Annotated in this window: 18 protein-coding genes; 10 read left to right on the top strand and 8 right to left on the bottom strand. The window is 71.2% G+C overall.

The features are described 5' to 3' along the window. The first annotated feature begins 20 nt into the window (after window positions 1-20). The 6 genes from ADK54_RS09770 to ADK54_RS09745 all read left to right on the top strand — a co-directional run bounded on the left by ADK54_RS09770 (window position 21) and on the right by ADK54_RS09745 (window position 5,949). Complete coding sequence (locus ADK54_RS09770) at window positions 21-1,268, top strand: MFS transporter (RefSeq protein WP_053725166.1); 1,248 nt, start codon at window positions 21-23, stop codon at window positions 1,266-1,268. 12 nt (window positions 1,269-1,280) lie between these two features. After that, the gene (locus ADK54_RS09765) at window positions 1,281-2,543 is read left to right on the top strand and encodes an ATP-grasp domain-containing protein (RefSeq protein WP_053725165.1); all 1,263 of its coding nucleotides are present in this window, start codon (window positions 1,281-1,283) and stop codon (window positions 2,541-2,543) included. A gap of 97 nt (window positions 2,544-2,640) precedes the next feature. Then, on the top strand, window positions 2,641-3,900 hold the full coding sequence (locus ADK54_RS09760; RefSeq protein WP_053725164.1) for a PTS transporter subunit EIIC: 1,260 nt from the start codon (window positions 2,641-2,643) through the stop codon (window positions 3,898-3,900). A 47-nt stretch (window positions 3,901-3,947) separates the two neighbouring features. Then, complete coding sequence (locus ADK54_RS09755) at window positions 3,948-4,673, top strand: hypothetical protein (RefSeq protein WP_053725163.1); 726 nt, start codon at window positions 3,948-3,950, stop codon at window positions 4,671-4,673. Between the two features lie 92 nt (window positions 4,674-4,765). After that, window positions 4,766-5,140 carry a hypothetical protein gene (locus ADK54_RS09750; RefSeq protein WP_053725162.1) on the top strand — a complete coding sequence of 125 codons (375 nt, stop codon included), beginning with the start codon at window positions 4,766-4,768 and terminating at the stop codon, window positions 5,138-5,140. A 26-nt stretch (window positions 5,141-5,166) separates the two neighbouring features. Further along, the gene (locus ADK54_RS09745) at window positions 5,167-5,949 is read left to right on the top strand and encodes a glycosyltransferase family 2 protein (RefSeq protein WP_053725161.1); all 783 of its coding nucleotides are present in this window, start codon (window positions 5,167-5,169) and stop codon (window positions 5,947-5,949) included. A gap of 58 nt (window positions 5,950-6,007) precedes the next feature. Here ADK54_RS09745 and ADK54_RS09740 read toward each other — a convergent pair whose 3' ends face one another. After that, on the bottom strand, window positions 6,008-6,580 hold the full coding sequence (locus tag ADK54_RS09740; protein WP_053725160.1) for a peptide deformylase: 573 nt from the start codon (window positions 6,578-6,580) through the stop codon (window positions 6,008-6,010). Continuing rightward, complete coding sequence (locus tag ADK54_RS09735) at window positions 6,577-7,554, bottom strand: helix-turn-helix domain-containing protein (RefSeq protein ID WP_053725159.1); 978 nt, start codon at window positions 7,552-7,554, stop codon at window positions 6,577-6,579. Before ADK54_RS09735 ends, ADK54_RS09740 begins: the two co-directional genes overlap by 4 nt. A gap of 200 nt (window positions 7,555-7,754) precedes the next feature. Between ADK54_RS09735 and ADK54_RS09730 the strand changes: the two genes are divergently transcribed. Continuing rightward, the gene (locus tag ADK54_RS09730) at window positions 7,755-8,555 is read left to right on the top strand and encodes a Scr1 family TA system antitoxin-like transcriptional regulator (protein ID WP_053725158.1); all 801 of its coding nucleotides are present in this window, start codon (window positions 7,755-7,757) and stop codon (window positions 8,553-8,555) included. A 14-nt stretch (window positions 8,556-8,569) separates the two neighbouring features. On the opposite strand, the gene ADK54_RS09725 is transcribed toward ADK54_RS09730, so the two are convergent. From ADK54_RS09725 to ADK54_RS09700, 6 genes are read right to left on the bottom strand one after another with little or no spacing between them, the layout of a single operon-like run. After that, window positions 8,570-9,013, bottom strand: coding sequence for a hypothetical protein (locus ADK54_RS09725; protein WP_053725157.1), 444 nt, complete (start codon window positions 9,011-9,013; stop codon window positions 8,570-8,572). A gap of 33 nt (window positions 9,014-9,046) precedes the next feature. Then, a complete protein-coding gene (locus ADK54_RS09720) occupies window positions 9,047-9,661 on the bottom strand; it encodes a TIGR02466 family protein (protein WP_053725156.1) in 615 nt (204 codons plus the stop codon). Further along, window positions 9,658-10,431: an aKG-HExxH-type peptide beta-hydroxylase gene (locus ADK54_RS09715; RefSeq protein WP_053725155.1), complete on the bottom strand. Its 774-nt coding sequence runs from the start codon at window positions 10,429-10,431 to the stop codon at window positions 9,658-9,660. Before ADK54_RS09715 ends, ADK54_RS09720 begins: the two co-directional genes overlap by 4 nt. Next, the gene (locus ADK54_RS43155; RefSeq protein ID WP_078966267.1) at window positions 10,338-11,090 is read right to left on the bottom strand and encodes a TfuA-like protein; all 753 of its coding nucleotides are present in this window, start codon (window positions 11,088-11,090) and stop codon (window positions 10,338-10,340) included. Before ADK54_RS43155 ends, ADK54_RS09715 begins: the two co-directional genes overlap by 94 nt. Beyond that, entirely contained in the window at window positions 11,087-12,283 is a 1,197-nt protein-coding gene (locus tag ADK54_RS09705; RefSeq protein ID WP_159047692.1) for a YcaO-like family protein, read from the bottom strand. Before ADK54_RS09705 ends, ADK54_RS43155 begins: the two co-directional genes overlap by 4 nt. Further along, a complete protein-coding gene (locus ADK54_RS09700) occupies window positions 12,280-13,065 on the bottom strand; it encodes a hypothetical protein (RefSeq protein ID WP_199826916.1) in 786 nt (261 codons plus the stop codon). The genes ADK54_RS09705 and ADK54_RS09700 overlap by 4 nt, the downstream gene beginning before the upstream one ends. Before the next feature lie 226 nt (window positions 13,066-13,291). Between ADK54_RS09700 and ADK54_RS09695 the strand changes: the two genes are divergently transcribed. The 3 genes from ADK54_RS09695 to ADK54_RS09685 all read left to right on the top strand — a co-directional run. After that, on the top strand, window positions 13,292-13,612 hold the full coding sequence (locus ADK54_RS09695; RefSeq protein WP_053725152.1) for a hypothetical protein: 321 nt from the start codon (window positions 13,292-13,294) through the stop codon (window positions 13,610-13,612). Between the two features lie 92 nt (window positions 13,613-13,704). Next, window positions 13,705-14,460, top strand: coding sequence for a class I SAM-dependent DNA methyltransferase (locus ADK54_RS09690; protein WP_053725151.1), 756 nt, complete (start codon window positions 13,705-13,707; stop codon window positions 14,458-14,460). Next, the coding region (locus tag ADK54_RS09685; protein ID WP_199826915.1) for a hypothetical protein at window positions 14,457-14,807 on the top strand (351 nt) is incomplete at its 3' end. The genes ADK54_RS09690 and ADK54_RS09685, both read left to right, overlap by 4 nt.

Below are 14,807 nucleotides of genomic sequence, written 5' to 3'. Positions count from 1 at the left end.
GCAACCTAGCTGGAGTCTGTGTGCCCACCACTGCCGCGCCGGTCAGGCGACCGGACCGGGCCGGGAACGGAGCCACACGCCGATGGCCGGCGGCGATCTGGACGCTGATGGTCGGTACCTTCCTCGCCAGAGGCTTCGGATTCACCTACCCGTTCCTGCCGTACCGCCTGCACGACCTGCACCTTTCCACCGGGACCGTCAGCGCCATCCTCGCTGTCTTCGGCGCCGGCTGGCTGGCGGGTTCCGTGCTGTGCGGGTGGCTCGCCGACCGGATCGGCCACCGCGCCACCCTCATCACGGCCATGCTGCTCGCCGCGGCCGCCTTGCCTCTGCTCGCCCAGGCCCACGCCGTTCCCGCCCTGTTCGCGGCGACCTTCACCGCCGGCATCGTCTACGACGCCTCCCGCTCGGTGTTCACCGCCGCGATCGCTGACGCCTTCCCCGAGGACGGCGTCCGTGCCTCCGTGAACGCGTGGAGGCACTTCGCCGTCAACGTCGGCGCCGCCGTCGCCGGAACCGCCGGCGGCATGCTCGCCGGCCCGCTCGGCATCCCGGCCCTGATCTGGATCAACGCCGGCGCCTGCACCCTGTTCGCGCTTCTGGTGTGGCGCTTCCTGCCCGCCGACCCGCACTCCGACCCCAACACCCCCCGGCCCGCCAACTACCGTGCCGCGCTCACCGACCGCGGGCTGTGGCTGCTGCTCCTGGCCAGCCTGTGCGCGCTGACCTGCGCCGCGAGCCTGTTCTCCTCCATGCCGATGCTCATGGCCGACGACGGACTCGACGCCGCCGCCTACGGCTGGACCCAGACCGCCAACGCGGGAGCGGTCCTGCTGCTCTCCCCGCTCCTCAACCGCTGGCTCAGCCGCCAGGCTGACGGCCCGAAGCCGATGACCGGCCTGTTCGCCGCGAGCTCCCTCGCCCTGGGCGCGAGCATGGGCGCCGCCGGATTCGCCTCCACCTCCCTCGGCTACGCCGCGACCGCCGCCCTCGCCGTCCCCGGCGAGATAGTCGTCTTCGTCGCCGCGTCCGACCTCCTCAACCGCCTCTCCCCGCCCACCGCCCGCGGCCTGTACGCGGGGATCTGGGGAACGACCCTGGCCGGCGCCGTCATCATCGCCCCCGCCCTCGCCGGATGGGCGCTGACCCACGGCGGCGCCGAACTCGCCGCCCTCACCACCATCACCGTCGGCGCCCTCGGCGCCGCTCTGGCCTGGCCCCTGGCCGCGCTCATCCACCGTGCCCACCCCGTACCCGACCACCGCTGACCAGGAGCCACGATGAACCACCACACCCGGCCCGTCCTGCTCGTCCTGGGCGCCGGCGACCGCGCCTACCGCTCCTTTCTCCTGCAGGAGTTCGCCGCCCGCCACCACCTCGTCCTCCTCGACGACCAGGTGCCCGCCTGGACCCGCCCCTACGTCACCGACACGGTCACCGTCGACCTGCACGACCACCAAGCCGTCCACCGCGCGGTCACCGAGATCGCCCTGCGCCAGCCCATCACCGGCGTCACCACCTACCTTGAGCACCACGTCGAGCTCGTCGCCCGCCTGGCCAAGGAACTGGGTCTGCCCGGCGCCGACCCGGACGCCGTCGCCGCCTGCCGCGACAAGGCCCGCACCCGCCAACTCCTCGCCGAACACGGCGTCCCCTCCGCCCGATCCGTCCTCGTCAACAGCGCCGACGAAGCAGTCGCGGCCGCCGCCGCCATCGGCTACCCCGTCGTCATCAAGCCCCGCGGCCTGGGCGGCAGCGCCGGCGTCCATCGCGCTGACTACCGCGAGCACGTCAGCGCCCACTACGACAACGCCGCCGCCGCGACCCTGATCGGCTTGGAGGCGAGTGCGGTCGCCGGCGTCCTGGTCGAGGAGTACCTCCACGGCCCCGAGATCAGCGTCGAGTGCGCCGTCCGCGGCCGGGGCGACGTACACATCGCCGCGATCACCCGCAAACGGCTCGGCTCCGAGCCGGCGTTCCTGGAGACCGGCCACCTCGTCGACGCCACCGACCCGCTCCTCGACGACCCGGCCCTCCACCACGTCGTCACCTCCGCCATCAAAGCGGTCGGCATCACCACCGGGATCCTGCACGTCGAGGTACGCCTCACCCGCCAGGGCCCGCGCATCATCGAGATCAACGCCCGCCTCGGCGGCGACCTCATTCCGCTCCTCGTCCACCTCGCGACCGGCATCTCCCTCCCGCAGGCCCAGGCCGCCCTGGCCACCGGCGACACCCCCGACCTTGCCGGGTCCGTCGCGCAGAGCGCAGCGATCGAGTTCCGCTACCCGACCGTCACCGGCCCCGTCCAGGCCGCCCACGCCCGCGCGTTCACAGCCGACTGGCTCGAACGCCTCTTCTGGACACGGCAGTCGGGCGACGTCGTAGTCGCCGGCCCGCACAGCACCATCAACGACCGCCTCGCCCACGCCATCGTCAGCGGCCCCACCCCCGACGCCTGCCAGGCACGCCTCGACCAGGTGATGCAGAGCCTCACCGTGCACATCACCTCACCCGTCCGCACCACCGCCTGCGTGCGCTGACCCGACCAGCCTCAGGAGCCACCACCATGCCCCGCGCCCTGGCCGCCACCGCACCACGGCACCTCCACCCGCAGTACGACGACCGGAGGCCGACAACGTGGTGACCCTGCCGTTCACCCGAACCAAGACCGCCCCGCACCGCGGCGACAACGCCGCACCGGCCGACCCGACCACGCTCACGGCGCGGCTGCGCCGCATGGGCCAGGGCCTCGCCCTGCCGATCGCAGCGATGCCCGCCGCCGGCCTGCTCCTACGCCTCGGACAGGACGACCTCCTGGGCCGCTACCAGCACCTGCACACCGCGGCCGCGGTCATCTCCGGAGCGGGCTCGGCGGTCCTCGACAACCTCCCGGCCCTGTTCGCCGTCGGAATCGCCCTGGGCCTCAACCGCGCCAAGGACGCTGCCGGCCCCGTGCTGGCCTGCCTCATCTCCTACCTGGTCCTCGCCAAGGTCGTCCTCGTCCTCAACCCGCTGCCAGCCGACCAACTCGACGCCCCGCCCGCCCGATGGCCCTACGGGGCGCTCGCCGGGATCGTCGGCGCCCTGCTGGCCATGGCCATCTGGAAGCGCGTCACCACCGGACGGAGCCGCATTCCCCCGTTCGCCGCCTACGGGATCGTCGCCCTCGCCGCCCTCACCGTCGGCACCCTGCTCGGGCTCGCCTACCCCACCGTGGAACGGGCACTCACCGCCTCCGCGGCCGCCGTCGCGGACCACGCGGTCCTCGGCGGGGGAATCTTCGGGTTCCTCAACCGCCTCCTGGGCCCCATCGGCATGCACCAGCCTCTCAACGCCGTGGCCTGGTACCTGACCGGCGACTGCGGGGGCGGCGTGAAAGGTGACGTCCCCTGCTTCATCGAGAGACACAGTCCGGAAGCCGGCGTGTTCATGGGCGGCTTCTTCCCTGTCTACATGGCCGGCCTGCCCGCCGCCGCCCTGGCGATGTGGCGCAGCGCACTGCCCGAGCACCGCCGCCGTGTCGGCGCCCTGCTACTGCCCGCGGGCTCAATTTGCTGCCTCGCAGGGGTCTCGGAGCCCATCGAGTTGACGTTCGTTTTCGTGGCTTTCCCGCTCTACCTGGTACACGCGGTGCTCACCGGACTCAGCCTCGCGATCGTCAACCTCCTCGACATCCATGCGGGCTTCGTCTTCAGCGCCGGAGCGATCGACTACGTCCTCAACTACTCAATCTCCCAACGCCCGTTGCTCCTGCTGCCCCTCGCCGTCGCCTACGGCGCCCTCTACTACATGATCTTCCGATTCGCGATCACGCGCTTCAACCTGCGCACCCCCGGCCGCACCCCCGCCCCACCCGATGACACCCGCACCGAGAGCCCTTCGCGTCCCCGATCCTGACTCGTCCCCACCCCTACCCAGCCATCCCGCACCTGGAGACAACCACGATGAACAACTCCACTGCCCGTCGCCTGCCGCTCGCCGCTCTCGCCTGCACGGCCGTCCTACTGACCCTAACGGCGTGCAACAACGACTCCGCCGGCACGTCCAAGTCGACCGAGCAGGCTCCAATGGCACCCCCGGCCAAGGCGAACGGCATCGAAGAGCTGCCCGCCGCCGACATCTACAACAAGGCGATGCGAACGAACGCCGAGGCAGGGTCGTTCCGCGAACGCATGGACCGCTCGGACGCCGGCACCGACCTGCGGCTGTCCGCCACCGAGTGCACCGGCACGGTCGACAAGAAGCAGCGAGGCTCCTTCGAGATCGTCGTCAAGGGCAGCGACATCTTCGCCAAGCTCGACCAGACCCTGGCCAAGGAACTCGATAACCAAGTCCCCGACGCGCAGTGGATCCACGGCACCCGCGATAACGCCCTGATGAAGGCCCTGGCCAGCTACTGCCACCAGGAGCAGTTCACCCACCCCTACACCGCCTCGACCACCATGACCAAGAAGGCGATCCGGGAGACGGGAGGCCACCGAGCCGTCCCCGTAGAGCTCGTGTCCGGCGGCAAGCCGATGACTTACCTCGTCTCGGCCGATGGCACCTCCAACCTCCTGTCCGTGGACAGCTCCGACAACACCGAGGCGGGTGACATCACCTACTCGGACTTCGGCAAGCCCGTCGGCGCCACGACGCCCACCAACGTCGTCGAAGCCCCCTCCCACTGACCTGACCACCCGGCCCAGCGCCCCGCCGACACGGCGCCGACGTGCCCCATCCACACCAGCAGCGGAACCAACACCCATGAAGGACAGACGAGTTGACCCAGCACGAAGTTCAGGCCGCCCACTACGGCATCGGAGCGATCTACCCGATCGTCGTCCTCGACCAAGTCCACCGGTGGTACCAGCCCGTCCACCCCGGCCCACCCGAGCAGCAGACTGACGACCACCACGGAATGCTCGTCCTGCGCTGGACCGGCCCACCGAGCGAGGAAGCCGAAGCGCCTGCGATCCTCGAAGCCGCAGCCGCCCGAGCACCCACCGCGCCCCCCAGCCGCACCGAACTCCAGGACTTCCAGGCATCACTGCCCCCCGGCCTCCACCTGATTCACCTGCCCGCCCGCCACGTCATCGGACCGTGGTCTCAAAGGCCCGGAGCCACCTCATCCCACGTGCCGCGCCGCGCCGCGTAGTGCCCACTCGCCCACGGAGAAGATCCATGCCCAGCCCTGCCCAGCCTGCCGTCGCCGTCATCACCCCGACGGGCTTGAACCCCACACGCCTGCCATTCCTCGAGGAGCTCTACGAGAGCCTCCGCGCCCAGGAGGAGGTCACCTGGCAGTGGATCGTCGCGCCCAACGGCCCCCAGGCCAACCTCGATCTCATACCGCGGGCGATCACGAGGGACCCCCGGGTCAAAGTGATCGCCAGGCCCGGGCCCGGGCCGGCGCCCGCCCGAAACACCGCCTTGAACTATGTCGACGCTCCCCGTTGTGCCTTCGCAGACGATGACGACCGGCTCGCCACCCCGCTGAGCTTGGCAATCAGGAACGAGCATGCCGTCGCCGCCGGACTGCGCTGGGTCGCTGGCCGGTCGGCCGACTGGGACCCCCACTCCGGGAACCTGTCGACGTGGATGTGCCCGACCCCCGTCGGGCCGCTCGCGGCCGGTGAGGTGTTGTCGTACTGGCCGGACCCGCTCGCCAGTAAGCCGCCCCTGGGGCACTGCATGCTGCTCACCGACACGGCCCTTGCGCGTGCAGTTGGACACGGCGGTCTCCACAAAGGGGAGGACTACAGCTTCGTGCTTGGCGTGTGCGCACGCGCTGCCGGGGAACTGCTGCCCGATGTTGTGTATCACCGACGCGTCCACGACGGGCAGTGGAGTGCCGAAGAAACGTACCGTGATCAAGCAGAGTTCGATTCTCGAACTCATGCATGGTTGAAGGGTGTTGCTGAGCTAGAGCTGCGGGATGAACCCTCTGTGGAACGGGCTGCATGAGGCGGCCGCAGGAGCCGGAGGGCCCTGGTGGCCTTCCGCCCCGGAGCCGGTTCAGGTGTTACTGGTCGTAGGCCCAGGCGCGGCCGGTTTGCCGGTACTCCTCGACAGGGATCGGGTCGACTCCCGGACGCATGCGGGCAATGTACAGATGCCCCTCAAGATGGTCGACCTCGTGCTGGACGAGGCGGGCGAGCCCGCGCTCGTACACGGTGGTGACCTTGCTGCCATCCAGCGCGGTGGTTTCGACGGTGATCCGCAGAGGGCGGGGCACCATGCCGCGGACGTCGAAGAAGCTGAGGCAGCCTTCGTACTGCTCGTCAATCTCATCGGAGGACGCGGTGATGCGGGGGTTGAGGAGAACGATCGTCTCGGCGCCAGGAGCGGCGGGCCGTACCGCGGCGGCGGCGTGGGCGATGTTGATCTGCGGTGCGGCCAGCCCCATGCCTTTGCCGGAGAAGTCGTGGGCGCGGGCGATGCGATCCATCGCCTCGGTGAGCTGGTCGATGACGAGTTCGGCGGTGGCCCTTTCGGCGGGCAGGTCGAGGGCCGTTGAGGGGGTGTCCAGGGCTGGGGCGCCGTGCTGGACGACTCCGAGTTCTCGCATGCGCTGACTGGGCCGCACCTCGGTCATCCCAACTCCTCGTGGTTCGTGCTGGGTTCGGGCCGTGCCCGGAACTTCCAGGCCAATCGGTATCGGGCATGCAGGGCAGGCGTGGACGTCGACCAGGCGAAGGTCCGCCGGCCTTCGTCTTCATCGTCGTGGCGGTGCGGCGCTGTCCGCAGCGGCGCGGCCTCGGAGGTCATCGACGTCTCGGTGCCCCACACCACCGGGTCGAGTGCCAGGGGGAAGTCGAGTTGGACTTCGAGGTGTTCCGTGGGCAGCCGGACAGCGCGCTGGAACCAGCGGCCCCACTTGTAGTCGGAGACGGAGTAGGCGTACTCGATCCATACGGACTCGCCCGGGTAGAGAGGGAAGCGGCCCTCGGAGTTTTCGAACAGCAGCCAGACCTCCTTGAACGCGTCGCGATCGTGCTTGGCCTCCCACAGCATTTCCTCGCCGCAGCTGCACGCGGTCAGGTTCAGCTCGGCCCAGGTGAGGGGGTGTGCCCGGTAGTGCTCGTTGGACCGCTCCGGCTCACCGGGATAGCGGTCGACGCTGATGCGGATCAGATACCGCGTGATGGGGTCGTTGCCGGTGTTGCGCAGCAGTCGGCGCATGGTAAGCCGGTACATGGACCCGTCGTAGTCCAGGCGGGCCGCGTCGTGCTCGACGACAAGCGCGGTGCCGGTGGCGTACGGCTGCTCGGCCCGCCGGGGCGGCGGCGGGACCGCGGGGGAGTGGGCGCGGGCCTTGGCCGCTTCGTACTCGCACCAGCGATTGCAGATCGCCTTGCCCGCGTTCAGCTGCTCGTCGGCGATCCGGGCGAAGTCTTCGCTCGGCTTGGTTCGCCCCGCTTCCATGTGGCTGACGTAGGAAGGCGTGTAGCCCATGGCCGCGGCCAGTGTCTTCTTCGACATCCCGCGCACCTCGCGCCAGTAGGCGACTTCGGCGGAAAAGTTCGCGATGGCCTGCTCGACGGTGACCGTTTCAGCCTGTGTGTCCATCAAAGCCTCGCCCCGGCTGCCGGTTGAGCGCGTGAGTGAACCGTGAGTGTGCTCAGTTCATCATTCCGTCACCGTTCTTGGCAGGGGTTTGCTTCCCTTGGCCGGATCGGTTCCCACACTTTCAGTGTGGTGCCGCTTCTAGCGGCAGGACAGCACTTGGCCGTCGGGCCGGGGGCTGCCGCCGAGGGGACGGAGGCGCCATGTCCGTGCTCCACGATGACCGACCGAGTGCGACGGTCGCCCGTCTCCTCCTGGGGCGGCAGTTCGAACTGGCCAGGATGGTCAGGGGGCTGACTCTGGAGCAGGTCGCAGGTGCCCTGTTCGTGAGCACGTCCAAGCTGTCGCGGATCGAACGGGGACGTCATCGGGCGGCGGGGGATGACGTTGTCCGTCTCGTGGACTTCTACGGAATCCACGGCCGGGACCGGGACCGGCTCTTGGAGTGGTCCCGGCAGGCTCTGGGGCGAAGCGTCTACCACTCCTTCGCCGATGTGGCCGATGCGAGTTCCCGCGACTATCTGGAGGTGGAGGCCGCCGGGCTGCGCGCGGTGTACATGCCGCAGGTGCTCCCGGCGGTGGTGCGGACCCGCCACTACGCCCGTGAGCTGCTGGGGCCCGTGAGCAGCGTCGAGGCCGACCGGCGCCTGTGGCTGCTGGGACTGCGCCAGCAGCGCTTCTTCCAGACCGGTCGTGCAACGGTGCGGATCTTGCTGGGTGAGACGGTACTTGCCCCCGGTGTGGTCGGGCCGGGGGTGATGCGGGAGCAGTACCGGCGGCTTCTTCAGGCGCCGGTGGAGGTACGGGTGCTGCCGGCGCTTCGAACTGCCCTGGCACCGTCGGGGTTTGCTGTGGCTGTCCTGGGGGGCGGCTGGCTCATGCTCGTGGCCCGGGAGCGGGACGATGGCAGGCCCTGTCTGGCTCCGGATCACAACGGGCGTGCGGCCTCCCGATTCGAGGACCTGTGGCAGGCCGCCGCCGACCTGCGGGAACTGGTGGCGTGACCGGGGCCGTCGGGCTATGCGGAGTCGGCGGTCAGCACCGTCCGCTCGTCGTCGGCGCGGACGGGCGCGACCTGCCAGCCCAGCCAGCCGGGGACGACCGCGAGCAGGCCGGGGCGGGTGGTCAGGGTCAGGGGACGGCCCCAGGGCAGCCCGGGGAGCCCCACGTTGGCGGCGCCGGCTCGTGGATCGTGGAGCACCACCGCTCCGGACAGGGTTTCTGCGTGGCTGGTCCGGGCGTCGAGGACGATCAGCGCGCACCAGGCTCCGGTGCCGTGGCGGAGACCGGCGTGGAATCCGCCTTTCCACTGCTCGGTCCGGCTGGTCCAGGTCAGGTCACGGCCCGGGTGCCCGGTGGGAAGCAGGCTGGGCAGCAGTCCGGAATCGGCGGCGACTCGGGCAAGTACGTCGCTGGCCAACTGTGCGGTGTGGACGGGGGATTCCCACAGGGAGGTGATCACGGGGGTGCTCCTTGCTCAGAACCGGCCCGTCCATCAGGCGTGCCGGAAGGCGATGTTGAAGGCGATGACGATGCGCTGGGCATCGCCTTGGTATGGGGTGACCCAGTGCCGCAGCCAGGCAGGGAAGGCGACCAGCATTCCCGGGGTCGGGGTGAGCCTGTACAGGGGCAGGCGGGCGGGTTCCCGGGCTGCGGCGCCCGGGCGGGGGTCGACGAACTCCAACAGGCCGGTGCCCTCGGTCATGCGGCCGGTGGCGACGTAGTAGACGCCGGACCAGGCAGCGTCGTGGTGGCTGTGCAGCTGGTGGAGTCCCTCGGGACGGTAGACGACCGCCCATGCCTCGGCCACCATCGCCTGCTCCTGGCCAGCCGCATTCCGCCCGGCGCCGACGTGGTCATTCATGGCACACGCGGCGTCCAGGATCCATCGGCGAAGCTGGTCGATGGCCGGGTGCTCCCAGCGCAGCACGTCGGAGGTCGTCTTGTCGGCGTCCCGCACGCCGACGGCCGAACTCGGCACGCTGCGGGTGCGCTCCAGAATCAGCTCACGCAGCGCCTCGTTGACGGCGGGATCTGGGTCGACGGCTCGGGTGTAGAGCGGGGTCCCCCACAGAGCCTCGCTGGTCGGCGGGGGCGTGGTGGTGGTCATGCGGGTACCTCCAGGATCCGGTCGGCGAGGGCGTGGCCGTGCTGGGTCAGGCACGGCCGGGCGGTTTCGAGCAGGGCCAGACAGCCGCTCCGGTAGGCGGAGAGGAGTACCAGGCGCTGGTCGCGTACCGGCATGGGGACGTCGAGCAGCGGCCACAGGCGGGCGAGTCCGCAGGCGACGTGGGCGGCTCCGAGAAGCTCGGCGGGGCTGCGGCCGCCGGTACCGGAGGGCAGGGTGATCCGGTGGGCGCAGCCCGGGTGCTGCAGGGCCGCGAGCTCCTCACACAGGTAGAGCCATTGGTGGAACGTCTCATGCAGGACCTGCTCGGCGAGGATCGCCCGGCTGTCGAACGCGTCCGTCGCGAGAAGGATGTGCTGGGGCCAGGCGAAGCAGGACGCGCTGATGCTGGCCCACCCGGCCGGCATCGGCAGATACACCAAGGGCAGCGCGGACAGCAGCGGGGCCCACGGGGGGACGAGTCGGCCTACGAGCCGCACCGTCTGGTGGACCTGCTGGGCCTGGTCGGCGGTGAGCGCGCCGCCGGGGAGGGCCTTGGGCAGGTCCAGGGCCCGGATCCGCACGGCTTCCGCGGGGGCCAGGACGGCGGTCAGGTCCTGAGGCGCGGGGGAGGAGCGGGTGCCGTCGCGGCGGGCCACCCGGACGCCGGCCGTAGCGGTCAGCAGCCGCCGGCTGTCGAAGCCGTCATCGAGGAAGGGCCAGCCGCCGCAGTACGTGGGCACGAACGGTGTAATGACGGTTGCAGCGTCCATGATCGCTCCGTGAGGTAGGTGCGCAGGTCAGCGGACTTCCAACGGATCGCGGGCAGCTGGGGCAGGTGAGTGCGGGCCGCGACGGCCGAGCCCTGGCCGGCGGCGCTCGCGATGGCGTCGAAGAAGGCGGGCAGCGAGCGGTCGCCGAACCACCGGCCGGCCAGAGCGTTGATCGCGGCACGGGCGTGACCCTGGCCAACCACTCCGGCGTGCACCAGGTGCTCGGCGAAGGCGCGCAGGTCCACGAGGGCCTCGCTGATCGGCCGGTAGTCGGGGGCGGGGCCGTGCAGCAGGGCGACCTCGTCATCCGGGGCGGCGGTGGCCAGCAGGTGCGCGAAGACGCGCCCGTAGCCGGACATCCCGAAGCCGTCCAGTTCGGCCGCGCGCAGCGCCCCGATGGAGCCGACTCCAGTCACCTGCCATCCGGCCGCGAGAGCATCGAGGATCTCGCGGTGGCCGACGGCAGGCACGTCGTCGTACCGGCCGTCGACCAGCGCGATGCGGCCGGGCGGCAGGCTGTCGACGAGGGCGGCGATGCTGCCGCGCTGGGCCGGAGGGTGGACCCGTATGTCCTCCTGGGCCAGCAGCTGGGCGGGCAAATCGTGCGCGGTGGGCCCGACCATCAACTCCAGTGCCCCCGTGCGTGGTGGTGTGGTCATAGTCCCTCCCGGGCGTGCGCGGCCAGACGGCGGCCGAACCGGCGGGTGTAGGCGGTGAAGTGTTCGGCGCGGACGACCACGACGCGCACGACGTGGAAGGGCTTGGCCAGCGGCGCGAAGGTATGCACCCCGACCGGGCCAAGGCCCGCCGCCCCGACCGCGGCGAGCAGTTCCTCGAGCAGCCCCTGCGGGGAAGGGGGCCCGGGCCGCTCCCGGTCGGTGGGGAAGGCCGCGGCTGGGGCGGGTGCGCCGTACCGGGCAAGGAGGCGGTTTCGCCAGTCGTCCCGCTCGCCGCGGTCCATGGCGGCGAAGGCGGCGTAGCTGTCGGGCAGGTCGTGCCGGGAGCCTTGGATGTAGGTCAGGCGGGACTGCGCGGCCTCCGTCAGCGCGCGGACGGCAGCGATCTCGGGGAGCAGGTGGAAGCCGTAGCCGCCGTTGCAGTACAGCGGGTGCGCCCGGTCTGGATCGTCGATCAGGCAGGCCATGTAGTGGCCGCCGTACGCCGGGACCCAGCGCAGCCACACCCCGAGTCCGGCCGCGCGGATCCGTCCGTACAGATGGGCGGGCCCGGCCGGCAGGGTGTCGGGGTCGATGAGGGCGGAGGTGTCGGCCACGCCCATCAGCGAGGTGAGGTCGCGCTCCAGCACCTCGCACAGCCCGTGGAGGACGGCCTCCGTATGGCTGTTGCCGGAGGCGAGCCCGGTGGTCGTGGACCCGAACAGGGACGTGGTGGCCTCGGACGGGCACGGGGTGAGCACCAGTTCGGCGGGAACGGCAAGGTCACCCGTCCCGTCGAGGAGGGGGACTGTAATCCAGGGCAGCGCCTGGTCGACATCCACCCTCATCTCCGGCCGCGGGCACCAGGCGCCGAGCCGCACCCTTCCCTCGCCGGCGATCGCACGGGGCGAGGCCCACCGCAGCGGCGTGGTGGCCGCGCACCGCTCGGCGACGGCCTGCTCGACGGCCTCCATCAGCGCCCCCGTCCTCGCCTCGTCCGCGTACTGGCCCTTGCCGGCGGTCACCACCACCAACTCGGCGCCGGGACGCACCGCGGCGAAGACCGGGATGCCGATGCGGTCCAGGTGAGTGGTCTCGGCGACCCGGCTCACGCCCAGGCGCCGCGCAACCGGCCACGCCCGCACACAGCTGTCGGCCGCCGCGGCCTCGCGGACGCTGCTGCTCAGCACAGTCACCGGCCCCTCACCTCCGGAACGGAGGCCCACGACGGCAGGACCGGGCAGGGGCGCAACGGAACCTCGGCGAACCAGGGGTGCGCGGCGAGCGGGGTGTCGTCGAGGCCGAGGACGATAGTCCCGCTGCCGCTGCGCCGGCCCGTCTGCAGGCACGGCAACGGGTAGTCGGCCTCGACGTCGCCGACGAACATCCGCCCCAGCCCCGGCAGCGCGTCCGCGACGAGCTCCGGCCCGCAGACCATTCCGTCGTAGGTGTCGTAGCCGAACCGTGGGTGACCGATACGGAAGTCGTCGACGATGACGAGCGCCCGTACGCCCTTCAGCGCGGTCAGCTCGGCGCGCAGCGGCCAGTCGGGGCCCCAGTGGGCGTCCAGGAACACCAGAGGCCGCTCCAGCCCGGACAGGAGAGCGGGCAGCAGCCGGCCGGAGTCGCCGTGACGGACCACCGCGTTGCTGAGGCCGGCCAGGCGGGCCCGAGCGAACCCGGCGCGCTGCCCATCCAGGTCGCAGGCCCGCACCGGCAGGTGAGGATAGGCGCGCGCGAGGTACTCGGTGGTGTCCCCCAAGTGGCAGCCGCTCTCGACGATCCCGTCGCACCTGAACAGGGTGACCAGGGTGTGGACGCGGCAGGCGGCGGTGACGTCGAAGCCGAACGGGCCGCCGCCGCCCGCGAGGCGGTCGAGTCCGCCTGCGCGCGGGGTCCGGTAGAAGGCGCCGAGCACCTGCTCGACGGCTTCGTTGTCCATCAGCTGGGGCAGGGGAGCAGTGCGGATTGCGGGCATGAGCACGCCTTCCGGTTCGGTCGGCCCCTCCGGCGGGCCGGGCACCTGCCGAGCATCCCCCGCCCAGAGCGCGGGGCGGGAGGTCCAACCGGGGATGTGCCATTGCACGTCAGCCCGGCAAAGGGGCGTATAAGAGGCGGTAGTTGGAGGAAGCGGGCCTGTGCTGCTGCCCGGGGCGCGGCCTACGGTTCACAGCGATCCACCCCACCCCGACAGGGAGGCAGGAATGGACCAGCCCGCAGTGACTCGCTACACCACCGACGCCGAGAGGGCGAACATCGCCGGCATCGAGCTCAACCCTGACGACGTCGCCCACGTCATGGACTTGGTGAACAAGGGCCTCGTTGGCGCGGCCGCCATGCACGAGGCCGCCGTCCAGGAGGACATGGCCCTCAGCGCCAAGGTGACCGTCCAGCTGACCCGCGGCGGCATCGCCGGAGCCGACGGCGGCGTCGAGGAGCTCACCGGCACCGAGGAGATCACCGGCACCGTCCGGGCGAGCAAGATCTTCCTCGACCCGGACAAGGCGCCCACCACCGACAGCTGACCCGCCACCGCGGTGCGCCCGGGCCAGCCGCATGCCGCCGGCCCGGGCGCTGCCCCGGCCTCCAGACGAGAGCGCGCGAACGGGAGAGGCATGTGGACGAGATAGGACGACAGCAGCAGTTGTGGGACCAGTGGGCGCCCCACTACAACGACGAGCACCACGGCCGCGACCCTGGGCCGGCCGCCGACTTCCTGGCCTCGCTGGTCGGCACCGGCGGCCGGGCGCTGGAACTTGCGGTCGGCACCGGCCGCATCGCCCTTCCGCTCGCGGACCGCGGCATCCCCGTCACCGGCGTCGACGTCTCCCCGGCCATGCTCGACGAGCTGCACCGCCACCGCGGCGACCGGGCCGTCACCACGCACACCGGGGACATGGCCGACCTCGACACCGGTGGCGAACGCTACGAGCTGGTCTACGTCGCCTTCTCGAGCTTCTACTTCCTGATGACCCAGCCCCGCCAGGCCACCTGCCTCCAGCAAGTGGCCCGTTCCCTCGCGCCCGGTGGCAACTTCGTCATCGAGGCGACCATCCCGCGCGCCCCCGGTCTCCTGGCCGGCCGCCAGCAGCTCGCCATCCGCGACCTGGCCGACACCCACCTGAGTCTTTCCGCGATCACCCACGACCCCGTCGCCCAGACCATCAGCTTCCAGGAGATCCGCTTCGACCAGACCGGCATACGGCTCCTGCCGGTCGCCATGCGCTACGTCCACCTCTCCGAACTCGACCTGCTGGCCACGGCCGCCGGCCTCGACCTCACCCACCGGTACGCCGACTGGCACCGGGCGCCCCTGACCGCTTCGTCCACCCAGCACATCTCCGTCTACACCTGCGCCGGAGGCACCCCATGACCGCCCCCGCGCCGACCGCCGGCAGCTGGACGGTCCTCGGCGCCCGCCGGGACCTGTGGCCCACTCGGATCTACCAGCGCACCACCCCCACGGGACCCGACACCGACGCCCTGGCCGAGGAGATCCTCACCCGCGAGCACACCGACACCTCGCGCTCCCTCGGTGTAGCCGCCGCCTGCAAGTCGGCCCCCGACATCCTGACCTGGCAGCTCCCCGCCATCGACTCCCTGAACACCTGGATCCGCCAGGCCGCGCTCACCCTCACCGGCGCCGGCCCCGAGACCCCCCTCAGGGCCTCGGCATGGGCCGTCCACTACCGCACCGGCGGCTTCCACGAAGTCCACGCC

This window comes from Streptomyces sp. WM6378 (genome assembly GCF_001279695.1).
Classification (GTDB): domain Bacteria; phylum Actinomycetota; class Actinomycetes; order Streptomycetales; family Streptomycetaceae; genus Streptomyces.
The sequence above is the reverse complement of the archived record's forward strand: the minus strand, read 5'-3'. Positions and strand labels throughout refer to the sequence as shown.

Coding starts and splice junctions, on each gene's coding strand:
- ADK54_RS09745 (WP_053725161.1), top strand. CDS start 5,167: ATGCCCAGCCCTGCCCAGCCTGCCGTCGCCGTCATCACCCCGACGGGC.
- ADK54_RS09765 (WP_053725165.1), top strand. CDS start 1,281: ATGAACCACCACACCCGGCCCGTCCTGCTCGTCCTGGGCGCCGGCGAC.
- ADK54_RS09755 (WP_053725163.1), top strand. CDS start 3,948: ATGAACAACTCCACTGCCCGTCGCCTGCCGCTCGCCGCTCTCGCCTGC.
- ADK54_RS09700 (WP_199826916.1), bottom strand. CDS start 13,065: ATGCCCGCAATCCGCACTGCTCCCCTGCCCCAGCTGATGGACAACGAA.
- ADK54_RS09740 (WP_053725160.1), bottom strand. CDS start 6,580: ATGACCGAGGTGCGGCCCAGTCAGCGCATGCGAGAACTCGGAGTCGTC.
- ADK54_RS43155 (WP_078966267.1), bottom strand. CDS start 11,090: ATGACCACACCACCACGCACGGGGGCACTGGAGTTGATGGTCGGGCCC.
- ADK54_RS09735 (WP_053725159.1), bottom strand. CDS start 7,554: ATGGACACACAGGCTGAAACGGTCACCGTCGAGCAGGCCATCGCGAAC.
- ADK54_RS09720 (WP_053725156.1), bottom strand. CDS start 9,661: ATGACCACCACCACGCCCCCGCCGACCAGCGAGGCTCTGTGGGGGACC.
- ADK54_RS09730 (WP_053725158.1), top strand. CDS start 7,755: ATGTCCGTGCTCCACGATGACCGACCGAGTGCGACGGTCGCCCGTCTC.
- ADK54_RS09695 (WP_053725152.1), top strand. CDS start 13,292: ATGGACCAGCCCGCAGTGACTCGCTACACCACCGACGCCGAGAGGGCG.
- ADK54_RS09715 (WP_053725155.1), bottom strand. CDS start 10,431: ATGGACGCTGCAACCGTCATTACACCGTTCGTGCCCACGTACTGCGGC.